Origin of the sequence: Maribacter halichondriae (genome assembly GCF_027474825.1) — a bacterium.
Classification (GTDB): domain Bacteria; phylum Bacteroidota; class Bacteroidia; order Flavobacteriales; family Flavobacteriaceae; genus Meishania; species Meishania halichondriae.
In genome coordinates, this window is record NZ_CP107030.1 from 3,525,537 (window position 1) to 3,540,168 (window position 14,632).

General features: G+C 39.7%; 14 protein-coding genes and 1 pseudogene. 2 read left to right on the forward strand and 13 right to left on the reverse strand.

Annotated elements, in window-relative coordinates; all coding sequences use genetic code 11:
• The first annotated feature begins 67 nt into the window (after positions 1 to 67).
• Positions 68 to 2,262: pseudogene (locus N8A86_RS16390) on the forward strand (RecQ family ATP-dependent DNA helicase).
• A gap of 9 nt (positions 2,263 to 2,271) precedes the next feature.
• On the opposite strand, the gene N8A86_RS16395 reads toward N8A86_RS16390, so the two are convergent.
• The 3 genes from N8A86_RS16395 to N8A86_RS16405 are packed head-to-tail and all read right to left on the reverse strand — an operon-like array spanning position 2,272 to position 4,039.
• Positions 2,272 to 2,973 (reverse strand): LytR/AlgR family response regulator transcription factor, encoded by a 702-nt coding sequence (locus tag N8A86_RS16395; protein WP_273566366.1) that lies wholly within the window; start codon positions 2,971 to 2,973, stop codon positions 2,272 to 2,274.
• Positions 2,970 to 3,566 (reverse strand): sensor histidine kinase, encoded by a 597-nt coding sequence (locus tag N8A86_RS16400; protein WP_337251811.1) that lies wholly within the window; start codon positions 3,564 to 3,566, stop codon positions 2,970 to 2,972. Before N8A86_RS16400 ends, N8A86_RS16395 begins: the two co-directional genes overlap by 4 nt.
• On the reverse strand, positions 3,545 to 4,039 hold the full coding sequence (locus N8A86_RS16405; protein WP_273566367.1) for a hypothetical protein: 495 nt from the start codon (positions 4,037 to 4,039) through the stop codon (positions 3,545 to 3,547). The genes N8A86_RS16400 and N8A86_RS16405 overlap by 22 nt, the downstream gene beginning before the upstream one ends.
• 197 nt (positions 4,040 to 4,236) lie before the next feature.
• Here N8A86_RS16405 and N8A86_RS16410 point away from each other — a divergent pair, with 197 nt between their 5' ends.
• Entirely contained in the window at positions 4,237 to 6,408 is a 2,172-nt protein-coding gene (locus N8A86_RS16410) for a DUF5916 domain-containing protein (protein ID WP_273566368.1), read from the forward strand.
• Positions 6,409 to 6,491: 83 nt separating this feature from the next.
• On the opposite strand, the gene N8A86_RS16415 is transcribed toward N8A86_RS16410, so the two are convergent.
• The 10 genes from N8A86_RS16415 to N8A86_RS16460 all read right to left on the reverse strand — a co-directional run bounded on the left by N8A86_RS16415 (position 6,492) and on the right by N8A86_RS16460 (position 14,556).
• A complete protein-coding gene (locus N8A86_RS16415) occupies positions 6,492 to 7,562 on the reverse strand; it encodes a trypsin-like peptidase domain-containing protein (RefSeq protein ID WP_273566369.1) in 1,071 nt (356 codons plus the stop codon).
• A 119-nt stretch (positions 7,563 to 7,681) separates the two neighbouring features.
• The gene (locus N8A86_RS16420) at positions 7,682 to 8,848 is read right to left on the reverse strand and encodes a type III secretion system chaperone family protein (RefSeq protein WP_273566370.1); all 1,167 of its coding nucleotides are present in this window, start codon (positions 8,846 to 8,848) and stop codon (positions 7,682 to 7,684) included.
• Between the two features lie 397 nt (positions 8,849 to 9,245).
• Positions 9,246 to 9,929: a hypothetical protein gene (locus N8A86_RS16425; protein WP_273566371.1), complete on the reverse strand. Its 684-nt coding sequence runs from the start codon at positions 9,927 to 9,929 to the stop codon at positions 9,246 to 9,248.
• On the reverse strand, positions 9,889 to 10,170 hold the full coding sequence (locus N8A86_RS16430) for a hypothetical protein (RefSeq protein ID WP_273566372.1): 282 nt from the start codon (positions 10,168 to 10,170) through the stop codon (positions 9,889 to 9,891). Before N8A86_RS16430 ends, N8A86_RS16425 begins: the two co-directional genes overlap by 41 nt.
• A gap of 52 nt (positions 10,171 to 10,222) precedes the next feature.
• Complete coding sequence (locus N8A86_RS16435) at positions 10,223 to 10,426, reverse strand: hypothetical protein (protein WP_273566373.1); 204 nt, start codon at positions 10,424 to 10,426, stop codon at positions 10,223 to 10,225.
• Positions 10,427 to 10,596: 170 nt separating this feature from the next.
• Positions 10,597 to 11,235, reverse strand: coding sequence for a M23 family metallopeptidase (locus tag N8A86_RS16440; RefSeq protein ID WP_273566374.1), 639 nt, complete (start codon positions 11,233 to 11,235; stop codon positions 10,597 to 10,599).
• Positions 11,236 to 11,257: 22 nt separating this feature from the next.
• Complete coding sequence (locus N8A86_RS16445; RefSeq protein ID WP_273566375.1) at positions 11,258 to 11,884, reverse strand: M23 family metallopeptidase; 627 nt, start codon at positions 11,882 to 11,884, stop codon at positions 11,258 to 11,260.
• A gap of 247 nt (positions 11,885 to 12,131) precedes the next feature.
• Entirely contained in the window at positions 12,132 to 12,797 is a 666-nt protein-coding gene (locus N8A86_RS16450; protein ID WP_273566376.1) for a M23 family metallopeptidase, read from the reverse strand.
• Positions 12,764 to 13,375 (reverse strand): hypothetical protein, encoded by a 612-nt coding sequence (locus tag N8A86_RS16455; protein ID WP_273566377.1) that lies wholly within the window; start codon positions 13,373 to 13,375, stop codon positions 12,764 to 12,766. The genes N8A86_RS16450 and N8A86_RS16455 overlap by 34 nt, the downstream gene beginning before the upstream one ends.
• 65 nt (positions 13,376 to 13,440) lie before the next feature.
• Positions 13,441 to 14,556 carry a helix-turn-helix domain-containing protein gene (locus tag N8A86_RS16460; protein ID WP_273566378.1) on the reverse strand — a complete coding sequence of 372 codons (1,116 nt, stop codon included), beginning with the start codon at positions 14,554 to 14,556 and terminating at the stop codon, positions 13,441 to 13,443.
• Between the last annotated feature and the right edge of the window lie 76 nt (positions 14,557 to 14,632).

A 14,632-nucleotide genomic window follows, 5' to 3' on the forward strand; every position in this document is an offset into this window, starting at 1 on the left:
GTAAATTGATGTTTGAAAATGACGCTACCACAGTGCGTTGAAAGAAAGCAACATGACAAAACATGGTATGGTTTTAAGTGATATCGACCTGAATGCCTCGCTCAAGAAATATTTTGGATTCTCACAGTTCAAGGGGCTCCAAGAAGATGTAATCAAGAATATAATTCAAGGTAAGAACACCTTTGCCATTATGCCTACCGGAGGTGGAAAATCGCTTTGCTATCAACTTCCGGCCTTGATGCAAGAAGGTACCGCTATTATCGTTTCTCCCTTGATCGCACTAATGAAAAATCAGGTCGATGCCATTCGCGGAATTTCCTCTGAGAACGGAATTGCCCACGTGCTAAACTCTTCCTTGAACAAATCGGAGATCAAACAAGTCAAACAGGACATTTTAGACGGAGTTACCAAACTACTCTATGTAGCACCGGAATCATTGACGAAAGAAGAATATGTCGATTTTCTGCAATCGGTTCGCATATCTTTTATGGCCGTCGATGAGGCACATTGTATTTCGGAATGGGGCCATGACTTCAGACCTGAATATCGGAATTTGAAATCTATAGCCGAGCGATTGGGAAGCAATATTCCCATTATCGGTTTGACGGCCACAGCCACTCCCAAGGTACAGGAAGATATCATCAAGAACCTGGGTATCGGCGATGCCAAAGTTTTCAAAGCTTCCTTTAATCGGCCGAATCTGTATTATGAAGTGCGACCAAAGACCGACAATGTCGACGCGGATATTATCCGATTTGTGAAACAGAATGCCGGTAAATCAGGCATCATCTATTGTTTGAGCAGAAAGCGTGTGGAACAATTGGCGCAAGTACTGCAGGTCAACGGAGTTAGTGCCGTACCGTATCACGCCGGTTTTGATGCAAAGACCCGCTCGAAGTATCAAGATATGTTCCTAATGGAAGACGTTGACGTGGTGGTGGCCACTATAGCATTTGGTATGGGTATCGATAAACCGGACGTGCGGTTTGTGATACATCACGATATTCAAAAAGTATTGAAAGTTACTATCAAGAAACAGGCCGTGCCGGAAGGGACGACGGTGAGGGGCATTGTCTTGCCTTTTACTCATATAAGGATATCGAGAAACTTGAAAAGTTCATGTCGGGAAAACCTGTGGCAGAACAAGAAATCGGGAATGCACTCTTACAGGAGGTCGTTGCCTATGCCGAAACCTCGATGTCGCGAAGAAAATTCATGCTCCATTATTTCGGGGAGGAATTTGATGAGGTAAACGGTGCCGGGGCGGATATGGATGACAACACCAGAAATCCGAAAGAAAAGGAAGAGGCTAAAGACAATGTTGTAAAACTGATTAAAGTAGTCCAGGCGACAAGTGAAAAATTCAAATCGAAGGAAATCGTAAAAGCACTTACTGGAAAGGTCAATGCCTTGATCGCTTCACATAAAACTGATGAAAAGGATATTTTTGGAATAGGTTCCGACAGGGATAAAAACTATTGGATGGCCTTGATCCGGCAAATATTGGTGGCCGGACTCTTGAAAAAGGAAATCGAGCAATATGGAATTCTACATGTAACCGAAAAGGGGGAAGCATTCTTAAAGAACCCGGTCTCGTTTATGATGACGAAAGATCACGTGTATAACAAAGCCAATGATGCGGCCATTGTAAGTGCTTCAAAAGGAGGAGTGGTTGATGAGAAACTCTTGAAACAACTAAAAGATCTTAGAAAGACCCAAGCAAAGAAACTTGATGTGCCACCCTTTGTGGTTTTTCAAGACCCATCACTCGAAGATATGGCTTTGAAATATCCTATCTCTATGGACGAAATGGTCAATATCAATGGAGTAGGAGAGGGTAAGGCCAAAAAATACGGCAGACCTTTTCTAGAGTTTATTTCTGCCTATGTTGAGGAGAACGAGATAATCCGTCCTGAAGATCTCGTTGTCAAAAGTACGGGTGCCAATTCAGGACTTAAATTGTATATCATTCAAAACGTGGACCGCAAATTACCATTACCGGATATTGCTTCTTCCAAAGGTTTGGAAATTCCGGAGCTGATCAAAGAGATGGAGCAAATCGTCTACAGCGGTACCAAGCTAAACTTGGGCTATTGGATCGATGAGGTGTTGGACGAGGATCAGCAAGAAGAAATCCACGAATATTTTTTAGAGGCCGAAACCGATGATGTCGAAGAGGCGCTGAAAGAGTTCGATGGCGAATATGAAGATGAAGAGCTACGGCTTTACAGACTTAAGTTTATCAGTGAGGTGGCGAATTAAACAGGATTTTTAACTACCCAGACGTTCTTGAACAACTATCTTATGGCTTTCGCCGATTGGAATTTCAATTTTCCCGATTTCGATGTCTTGTTTAGTGTAGGCGGTTACCCGGTCAAAATTTACAATGTACGAACGGTGCGTTCTAAGAAATCTACCATCAAGAATTTCCTCAAAAGATTTTAGACTTTGCTTTATTAAGTGACTATCGTTTTCGGTTATAATCTTAATATAATCCTTAACACTTTCGACATATACTATTTCTTCAAAAAAAACTTTTACCTGTTTTCTGTCCTTTCGGATAAACACATAATCGTTTATTTTTTCTTCTAAGCTTTCAGGTATGGTTACCGCCAAAGGCTTCAGCTCCAAAAATTTCTCAATGGCCTTAAAGAAACGGGCAAAAGAAATCGGTTTCAAAAGATAATCGACTGCGTTCAATTCAAAACCGTCCAATGCGAAATCGCGGTGGGCAGTAGTGAAAATAACCTTTGGTTTATAGATCAGGTTTTTGAAAAATTCCGTGCCCTTTAAAACGGGCATTTCAATATCCAAAAAAAGCAGATCTATTTGTTCTTCCTTTAGCACCTTACTTGCTTCAATGGCACTGGTACAAGAGGCGACCAATTCAAATTCAGCAAGTTGGGCCAAATGTTTTTCAATAAGCCCTCTAGCCAACGCTTCGTCATCCACAACTAAACATTTGTACCTCATTTTGCATTTAGTTTTAGCATCACCGAATAACTGTCTTCCTTCTCGGTTATTTGCAAATCGTATGAATTCGGATATAATAATTCCAACTGCTTTTTTACGTTTTTGAGCCCTAGATGTTCTTCATTTTTTGGTTGTATTTCCTCAGGAATATTTGGTTTTGAGTTGAAAATGGAAAAAATAATATTACTGTTTTTGATGTTTAGGAAAATCTCAATTTTTGCTTGCCCCAGTTCTTGGCTTACCCCATGTTTAAAAGCATTTTCGACGAAAGTCAAAAGTAGCAAAGGTGCAACTTTCACATCATTCTCGTTTTGATGTTCGAATTTGATTGCCACCCGTTCTCCATATCTTATTTTTTCTAAGGATAAATAATTCTCGATAAGCTCGATTTCCTTATTTATCGGAACGTAATTTTCCTTACAGCGGTATAATATGTAATCAAGAATGTCGGAAAGACGCTCGATAACTTCGGGTGCCCTATCGGATTTATCCAAAGTCAATGCATATAAATTGTTCAACGTATTGAACAGAAAATGAGGATTCAATTGGTTCTTTAGAGCGGTAAGTTCCGCTATTTTTTTTGCTCGTTCAATTTGAGGAACTTCTGCTGATTTTTATAAAAACGAGCCATTAGCAATAAGGCAGTGGGTGTAAGGTACAATACGCACTTGCTTATAAAAAGCGAATAAGAGCTTAATCGTTTCCAGTAGCTATCGACGGCATAACTTCTTTGTACAGCGTCGTAAGAATCAAAGTAAACGACATCAAAATAGTACATTCTAACAGCTTGGTATACTGCATGTACCGACACCAACAAAATCAGCATCCAAAGAATAAAAAGACCAATTTTCTTGTTGTTTAAAAATTTAGGAATCAGAATATAGATACAGGTATATGCTGTGATAATCTGGGCGATTACAATGATACCGTACGACTCTAATAAATGCCTATAACTGGCGAACATGCTATGGTTATTGACCGACAGCACAAAATATAGGAATACGATGATCCAAAACATGGAATGCTTGAAAAATGATGTATTGAGATATGTGAAAAGGTTGTGCATAAGGTCAATCCATAAAAATAACTTTTAAAACTGTTCGGCCTATTAATTGTATGCCAAACTTCCGTTTAGGGCTTTCAACAGGTCGTGACGGGCTATGAACAAGAGAAATAATTTTGACGGCCAGTAAAAGGGTATTCGTCTATTTTTAAAAAAACGAGTTGTAATGTGGTTTACATTGGGCAATGAAAATTCACATTATGAAAAAATTGCTTTTCGCAATACTGATGGTGCCAATGTCTGTATGGGCACAACAATCCGAGATTCTATTTTTTGATGAAGATATAACTATCGATGGCCAGCTTAACGAAAATGTGTGGCTAAAAACGGCTGAAAATACCGGATTTTATAACCATCTGCCAACGGACGAGGGACTTGCCGAAAACCAGACCTCGGTACGCCTATTTCATAACGGAGAATACTTATATATCGGAGCGACCTATCATGACAGTATTTCAAAAACGCAGCTCGGTTCCTTAAAACGAGACGACGTAGCAAACTCGGTGGCTTCGAGTGATACTTTTGTACTTATTCTGGATACGCAAAACCAAAAGCAGAACGCTTACTATTTCGCTGTGAACATTGGCGCGGCCCAAACGGATGGATTAATAGAACGTATCAACGAGGCGGACGGATTTACAATAAATACAAGTTGGAATGCCGTTTGGAACGCCAAAACTTCAACCGAAGGAAACTTAAAACATTATGAAATCCAAATCCCGTTTAAGGCTTTAAACTTTAATACGGGGAAATCTGTTTTTGGCATCCAGTTTTACGTGCGCGACATAAAAAATAATTCATGGACTATTTTTACCAATGTAAAACGAAATTACAGGCTGTTCGATTTGCGGTTTACAAAAGATTTTGCGGTTGAAAATCTCCCAAAAAATGCAACTTCCCGTTTTGCGGTAACGCCTTCTGCCACTTTGAACTATCAGAATGATGTTGTTGGCGATACTGATAATGCGAGTCTCAAACCAAGTCTTGATGTGCAATACAATGTTACCTCATCTTTAAAGATGGATGCGACGTTGAACCCCGATTTCTCACAGATCGATGTTGACCAGCAGGTTACCAATCTCACTCGTTTTTCCGTTTTCTTTCCTGAACGGAGAAATTTCTTTTTAGAGAATTCTGACTTATTTTCCAATTTGGGTGTCGATGGGGTTAACCCATTTTATTCTAGGCGTATAGGTTCAAATTCGGATATTCAATTTGGGTTGAAACTATCCGGAAATATTTCTCAAAAAACCCGATTAGGAGTGCTCAATGTGCAAACGGAGAGGCAGTACGCTGTTGGATCGCAAAACTTCGCAGCTGTAGTATTGGAACACCAATTATCAAAGAACTTCACGGCAACCGGTTTTCTGATTAACCGGCAGGAAACTGAAAAATTCAACTTTGTTGATGAATACAATCGAGTTACGGGTGTAAATCTTAATTATAAGTCGGATAATAACAAATGGATAGGTCTGGCAAATTTTGGCAGCAGTTTCAATGATGGATTATCGAATGACAACAACTTTTATAATGTTGGTATTTGGTACAATAAAAGGGGCGTAGACTGGAATGCCTCTTTAAAGAACGTCGGTAAAAATTATATAGCCGATGTGGGCTTTACGCCCCGTCTTTATAATTATGATGCCCTGAACGATATTGTGGTTCGCGAAGGATATATACAATCCAGTTTAGGGACGACATTGACCCAATTTTATGAAAACACTGATCGCATAAACTCCTATCGCTATTTTTACGGAAATAATGAGACCTATTGGGACGAAAATGGAGACCTGAACCAATCATCGACTTTTTACAATACCGCATTATTTTTCAAGAACTTATCGGCCGTTTATGTCAACCTGTATCACGACTATGTAAATTTGAAATATGCTTTCGATCCCTTGGGCAACGGTAACGAATTAACACCTGATGTATATAAATATTTCAGGGGAAGAATTGGCTATAATTCTGTTTTCAACTCCAAGTTCGTGTATAGGGGGTATGTGCATCATGGCGAATATTACAACGGTAAAAATTCCGCAGCTTTTGTCAACTTAAGTTATAGAATGTTACCCTTTGCCAATCTACAAATGTCATACGAAATCAACGCCTTGGACCTAAACGAATTGGGAAATGAAACTTTTCATTTGGCCCGCTTTACGGGCGAAGTATTTTTTAACAATCGTTTGAATTGGACAACCTATGTTCAGTATAATACCCAATTTGACAATTTTAATATCAACAGCCGCTTGCAATGGGAATATCGCCCCTTATCATATGTTTATCTAGTCGTAACCGATAATTTTAATAAAAATGTCACGAGAAAAAATTGGGGAGCTGCATTCAAAATGATTTATAGATTTGACTTTTAGTCTTTTGAGGTTATACAAAAAATAGAAAAAGGGTGTCTAAAAAGCTTTTTTGACACCCTTTTCCAATACCATTTGTGTTTTACTTACATCTCTTTTGCTTCAATAGCCATTTCACAACTATATTCATCCATAAAAAAGTTATCCAGGTCATCTGCTTTTAATGCAAGATTTTTGATATTCTCCTTAATAGTATCGGCATGGTCGGTAAAAATATCCGAAAGATGGGTCCTGTAGGACAGGTAAATATTATTGTTATGTATGCCCAGATAATAGGGATCCACATTTTTTTGCAATAAATATTTCGTTAGCTCGGCCAGGTTCTGTTTTGGCAATTTATTTAAAGGTGAGGTCGCTACAAGATAATCGCGTTTAAAGACGAAAATGCGCACTAGGGCACTGCCTTGATGGAATTCCCAAAAGTCCCTACCGGCTCTACCGAGTACGGGATTCATACTGAGTTCTGTGAGTGCCCCTTCAACAAAATTGGCGAAATGGCTTTTTTCGAACTCTTCCCAAATGGAAATGTCCATATCGTTTCCACAGTTGTTACAGAATTCGGTTTCTTGTTCCGTATAACCATCGCACGAGTTGCATTTTACACGGTAGGCATTGTCCAGATACGTAAAATCATTTATTTCCTTGATCAGGTCGAGATGTTTGATTCCGAAACCTACGTTGTCGGCATCGTTGAACTTAGAGGTTGTGACACCGACCAGATTGCCGGCCTCGTTGAGCATAGGACCTCCCGAATTTCCCGGATTCACGGCCGCATCGGTCTGAATGTAATGCCTCGAACCCATGGGCTGACTGATTGAAGATACGATACCTTCCGTTATCGTGTAGGGCATCCCGAACGGATAACCGTTGATAAATACCTTTTGGGTATTCATGACGATGACGTTTTCATCCAAAGTTATATTGGTTGCGGTATTTTCGAATCCGTCGATATGTAAAAAAGCAAGGTCTACTTCAGGATTGACCATGACCACATTGGCGACATGTCTGTCTTTTTTATAATCCTCTACCGCTACGGTTTTTTCGCCTTGAATGACATGATAGTTCGTAATGATATGGTTTTTTCCGCTTACGGTAAAGCCACTTCCGGTGCCGCCCGAGGTAATGATCTTGAATACTGATTTATGTATATTTTCCATGTTATTTTTTTATTTTTTTGGATTCTATAAGCCTAGCTCAGATTCCTTTGTTTTTATTGGAATTTGGAATTTTCTTTTTGGAATTTTAATATCTGGGGCCTTGCCCTCAGATATTTTGTTTATCCGAAAAGTTTTGAGAAAAGTCCCTTATTACCGGTTTTGACCGCTTTTGTATTTCCAGTCAAGAATCCGTCATAGGTAGCGAGAAGTTTGGGAACGGCTACATGTGGTTCAAGGCCCGATACACTTTCCAGAACATCGTAAATGGCATTTTTGTGGTTTTCCTCAACGTTATAGTTGTAGAGCATATATAGAAAATTGTATTGCAGGTAATAGCTCAGCGAGAAGTTGTCTCCGTCATTTACATACTTGGTTACGTAGCCTTCCCAGTTTTTTACGCATTCTTGCAATATTTGGTCCGAGCTTCTCCATTTCAACGAAATAAAGGCATCGGCATGATAGATATCGTTCATAAAGTCTTCACGGGTCATGGCGCAAAGCTTCTGCATGAAGTTGGTGCCTTTATCGACCCGATGTTGGAAATCGATATTTCCGTTGAACATATTATGTACATATTCTTGAAGTTTGGTCCTCAAGGTGCCATGTACATAGGGCATATTTACTATTTTAAGAATGGAAATGACCGTAATGTCCCATTGAAAGGCATCCCATCTTTTCTCCTTGAAATAGGCGGAATAGTTCTTATAGTCGCTTAGAATATCGCTGATTTGCTGCCAAACTTGCTCGGCTTCCTCACCCGCCAACGGTTGAACGTTCGCCTCTTTATAGAAATCAGCTTTGTATTTTTCAACGAACTCGTCGTCATAGTCATCGGCGTAAACACATATTTCATGAAGCACGTCATATACCTTATAGGGCTGACAAAGAGAAATAGGCATTGTATATTCGAACCATAGCGTATAGTCTTTCAGATGTATTTGTGCCAGTGTCAACGGATTGAAATTGACCTCGGCCACCTTTCTGAACAAGGCCACCTTATTGGTGGTATCGGTAACCTTTAGGAAAGGGGCTTTAACGGAAAAAGTTTCATTGGCGATTTCCACCTGGATTTCCGCAGAACCTTGTCCGCGTACTATGGAAATATCACCATTTGTTTCTTTGCCCCAGAGAATTTCGGGATTCATGTAATTGATGGTCTCGATTAGAGCCATTCTAAAATCTTTGGCATCATAGGCATCCATAGCCTTTTCCCAATGTGAAACTTCGGTGCGTGGCTCATCGATTCCTTGAATCGGTCTTTTGAATTTTGGCAGTACGTTTTGCATAAATGGAATGTATTAGGTTGATAGCATTGAATATAATTTACAACGGTTTAAGTCATTATTTATTTTTAATTCCAAATCGTTCGGATAATCATACGTTTAGAATCAATACAAATTTCATTGTATTCGAACTATTTTAAAAAGCTAATACTGGGGAAAATGACCTCCTGAAAACAGGGATTGTCAAAAGTGCGGAAACAAAAAAATCGACCAACTCGGTCGATTTTTGTATATCATTATGTTCGTTAATCCTTTTAGGGAGCAGAAGTACCGGACTTTGAACGTGCCCGTCTCAATTGACGTTGAATTTTCTTAATGGCCGACTCAATGGACTTTTCAGGCTCGATTATATTGTACTCACCCCAAAAATCAGGGTCAGCGAAGCCAATGGCCTCATCGCTCAGTATAAAAGAAGTTCTGATTCTTTCCTTGGATTTAGGAAATGCGCTGGTAAGATTTTTTCCCAATCCGTTACGGCCATTTCACAGGTCATGCTATAAACAGAATTGAATAATTTTTTATCCCAGTTTACCTTGAACTCCAATAAAACATTACTGTAACTATAATACCATCTACCATTCTTTTCACGATAGTCGACCCTATAGGCTACTTCGGTCGGCCATACTTTTGCATTTCTGGGTTTTTTTCGAACAAATAGTCGGGCGGCCTCATCGCGGTCCGTAATGTTCAACGAATAAATGGCACTGGTCAAAATCTTATTTTCAGCATCAATAAAAAGCTGACCCTTGTATAGCGGTTCGGTCAGGTTTTCTAGTTGTTTAAAATTGATTACGTAAATGAGCTGATCGTTGACCCTAACCGATCGATCAAAACTGAATACATAATCGTCAATTGATTCTTCATCGAAAATGTATTCAGGATACTTCATGATGTCGACAAAAAGGGCATTGAAAGGCCCACCCTGTAATTTCAGGGCCACAGTGTCGAGCTTACTATAATCCGTACTTTTTCTAGCCTTGTACATTTCTACGGCATCACGTTTTAGTGAAGAATAAGGTGCTTTATAAATGTTTACGACAGCTTCAGAGAGGAGACGTTCGTTCTTCTTTTTTAATAGTCTCACGATAAAAGGCCGTCATGACCGTTGGGTCTTTGAAATAATTCTCGCCCTTTCTTTTAAGCGTTTCACGAACCAGTGCACTTGCATCTTTCGGAACGCTGAGATTGACTTCCGACAGTTGTTCTACCGAAATGTCCATGAACACTTTATTGTTGCCAGCCTTAAACTGAGAGAGCGGAATAATTTTATTCTTGTAACCTAGAAAGGAAATTAAAACGTTGACCTCACCAATTTCTTTCGGCACTTTTAACGAAAATTCACCTTCGGTATTCGTAATGGTACTGATGTTGGATCCTCTATGGCCAAACCTGCAAAGACCAATGGTTTTTGGATTCCGAATCCAATACTTCACCTTTGTATTGATCGTACGCCTGTATATCTTCCTGTGTTTCTTCTTGAAAGAATGCAACGGCGTTTTGTGTTCCTGATACCCAGAGAAGTAGCATCGCGAATACCACTATTGCTAGGGATTTTTTTGAAGTTATTATACTTGTTTTCATCTTGATTTGGATTTTTTAGATTTTCAGAGCAAAATTATTTTATTTCTAAGTTAATGATTTTTAACTGAATAAGGTGTTAAAATACAGTTATCATTTGTTAATTCAAGTAAGGCAATTCTATTGTTCTTTTTGTCAATGCCTACATACCTTTACGTTTTATGTTGTGCATTTTATTCGTACCCATAAGCCGGATATCTTTGCCCCTTTGCCAAACTGCGCTCATTGGACAATGTATTACTGAACGTAGTAGGTATTGAGGTGTAGGGATAATTGTAAGAACCTGCCTGCGTTATAATAAAATGGAGATGTGGAAATCCGGCGAGACCGGTATTTCCACTGAGCCCGATTTTATTACCTTGAATTACTTGATTCCCCACATCGACCAGTGCCCCGTTCTTTGTCAAATGCATATACTGCGCAAAGGTACCATCTTCATGTTCGATGATGACCAGATTGTTCGGAAATTCGCCATCGACGCCGGATTCCTCTACGTAAACCACTTGACCTGCTCTTGCGGCGGTAATGGTCTCCCCAATATCCATGGCGAAATCGACACCATATTCGTCGGGCTCTCCTTCGCTATGAAAAGACCCACCACAGTGGCTTAAGGTAACTACATAGCTCTTGCCAACCGGATAGGGAAGCACATATTCGGACGTTTTCCATTCGTCGTATTGGCCATTTGGGCATCCATCTGCTATAGGTCCCTCTCCAGGCTGAAGTTCCTTTGGGGGTGTCTCATCGTTGCTGCAAGAAAGTACTAGCAATGACATGAGTAGCATATAATTCTTGATCCTTCGAATTGCCATCTTATTGGTTCAACATTATTTTCTAATAGGGATAGGCAGGATAGTCTGTATAAGGCTCTAAACTCTGCTGATTCGGCTTTGTATTTTTAAAGGTCGTAGGTATTGATTTATAAGGATATTCAAACGAATCATTTTTAGTGACCACAAAATGGAGATGTGGATATCCGGCCGGTCCCGTGTCACCGCTCAGTGCTATTTCATCACCCTGCGATACGGATTGGCCTACTTTCACAAAGGCACCTTGATAGTCCAAATGCATATATTGGGCGAATGTGCCGTCATCATGTTCTATGACGACCAGATTGTTGGGAAATTCTCCCGGTTCCCCCGACTCTTCGACGAAAACAACACGCCCTTCTCTTGCTGCGGTAACAATGGTTCCGATACCCATACCGAAATCCAAAGCATACTGATCCGGTTCTCCGGGAGCATGAGACCTCGTGGAGCAATGAGTACGATTTGTTTTATAAGTTTTACCGACGGGATAAGGCAAAACATATTTTGAAGCCTCCCAATATTCATAACCTACCGATATACAGGAAGTTTCGAATGACTCTGTGGTATTAACTGTATTTTTAGATCCAGGTCTTCGGGTATCACGTTCACCTTTAGAACACCCGACCGTTGCAAGTAGTAATACTGGTATCATTCCCTTTCTAATTAAACGGTCGTAATCGCATCGCATCTTCATTTGTCACTTTGTCTTTACTATTTCATTATAGTAAAGTACAAATTTTACAGGTCATCTTTTGCAATTTGGCTAGCCTCTCAACACAAGTTCCTTTTTGAAAGTTCCACTATCGCCCCATGAATCAGGGTTCTTGTTGATCATGGAGTATATACGTTCCAGCTATATTATTTCTTTGAATATTGTTATTAGAGTTATGTCATTTAAGCTATTCATATGGATACGCGGGGTAGTCCGTATAGGGTAAAAGACTTCTTTCATTATCCAATGTATTTTTAAAGGTGACGGGTACAGAGGTATATGGAAATTCAAGCGGCTTTTCTTTTATCACCACGAAATGGAGATGCGGATAGCCTGCTAGACCTGTATTCCCACTGAGACCAATGATGTCTCCTTGCAATATAAAACTACCCACCTCGGCCAAGGCACCATTTTCGGTCAGATGCATATATGCGGCAAATGTTCCATCAGAATGGGCAATGATTGCCAGATTGTTGGGGAAACCCCCATCTATTCCCGATTCTTCTATATGAAAAACCTGACCTGGCCGTGCTGCGGTAATTTCAGTACCTATCGGCATGGCAAAATCAATTGCAAATTGATCTGGCATTCCAGGAGCATGGTACGATGAAGTGCAATTCGTTAGGTTGGTGCGGTACGTTTCCCCAACGGCGTATGGTAATACATATTCTGACGTTTTCCAATCTTCATATCTTACGTTATTGCACCTAATATCCGTTCCGCCACTTTCTGCTAAAGATTCGACGGTATTTTTTGATCCGGGTCTTCTGGTATCCCTATCGCTCTTGGTACAGCTATGAAATTGATATGACATCAGACTCAGAACCATAATGATGAGAGTTCTTTGCACCATTGGTTTATCGTATAACTAAGATTAAATCTGTTTTTCAATCTGGGTATTCTTATCAATTTTTTTAATATAAAGTGGGTCTTCCACTTTCCGGCCCAATCAGGTTTCGTGCCATCGGGATAGGTCTCGTCGTACATGGTAAGAAACAAAGTGCCTTCTTCGATTCGATAATCATAATATTGACGACCTCCTTCAAAACCTGGAACTTTGGCGATCAAAGCCTTCGTAACCATTTTTGAACTCGTTGAGGTGTACGTTCCCGAATTGAAAACTATGGAATTAAAACCCGATTTGATTTCATTATCAGTGGGTTTTGATAATACATTGAATTTTTGTCTGGGATGCTTGGTTGGCGTCCAGATAATACTATATCTTTCAGGGGTAACCATAAAAATACCGGGTTGTGCCTTTTTGATGACCAGGGTGGTATCTTTTGATATCCAATGTACTTCCTTGATATCCCAAGAACCTAATAGAGCATTGGATTCATAATAATAACCTTTGACTTGCGAATGGGAATCCGACCTTTTGCAGGATATCAAAACCAGAGCAACAACAAGTATGTATTTAATATTTCCCATACTGTAAAAATTTTAAGCGTAATTGTTTTTGGGCTTGCAAATCAATTACAAGGTTAAGAGGCTAGTCATGATACTTCCATATGCCTGAGGTATTCAGTTGGAGTCACATTTGTAAATTTTTTGAATGCCCTGTAGAAGGAGGCCCTATTATTGAAGCCCACATCAAAAGCAAGTTGCGTAATAGTCCGCCCATCCCCTTTGTTCTGTAGCAATAAATTCTTTGCGTATGCGATTCTATATTTGTTTACGAAGTCGAAGAACGAAAGATTAAAATGTTCGTTGATAATTTGCGAAGTATGGTTTCTTGAAAGATTCAGGTGTAAGGCCAGATCATCAAGTCTCAATTTATTGTCCAAATAAGGTTCATGCTCTTCCATAATTCGCAACAATTTTTCTTTCATGGCCAAGGAAAGGGCATCGGAGAGTCCGGCTTTTCGATATTTTACGAAGGGAAGTATTTCCTTTAGCGATTTCCCGTTAAAAATGTCGGGTTGAAAGAACCCGAAAAAAGCGAGGCCCCCGATAAAGAAAAGAATGACGATATCTATTAAATAATTAAAACGAGGGGCTATCACACCGTTTCGGAACAAGGCTACAAAAAAAGCGAATGCAAGAACAAAACCGGCATATGAACCTACGAACCAGGCGAGCCAGGTTTTTTCACGATAGCCAACTTTTTTACTATCCTTGAAATTGAAATATGCACAGTATGCATAGACCAACATAATCAGGAGGACCACCCAAATGCTGTTATAGGGCAAGAACGTCTTTTCATAAATGGAATATGGTTTTCCTTGAGCAAGAAGGCCAACTTTTTCGTCCGTGGACATTTGGTAAAAGGGATAAACCAAGAGTATGGTCAACAATGACGGAACTAAAAGTAATATGTCGGACCATTTGAAACTAACCTTTTTAACGACCCTTCTTACATAAAAATATACAAGGGGGCCGTAAATCAACCAAATGGGCCTGTGTGTTTCATTTAAGTGGACGTGCGATGGTTGGTTCAGGTATCCGCCCCATTGAAGACAGTAATAAATGAGTTCATAGGCAAACAAAATGGTATATGTGCCTAATAATATGTTGGCAGCACGGTCTCCTTTTTTCTTAAAGAAAAATGACAGCCCCAAGATTACTCCCAAGAATGAAAAGAATAGGAAAATAAAAATATACCAGGTCACTTTATCAATTTTTAATAAAGATAAAGTATGGTATTCCAAGGCTTGTCTCTTTTTATCGGGAGATATTGAATGCCTA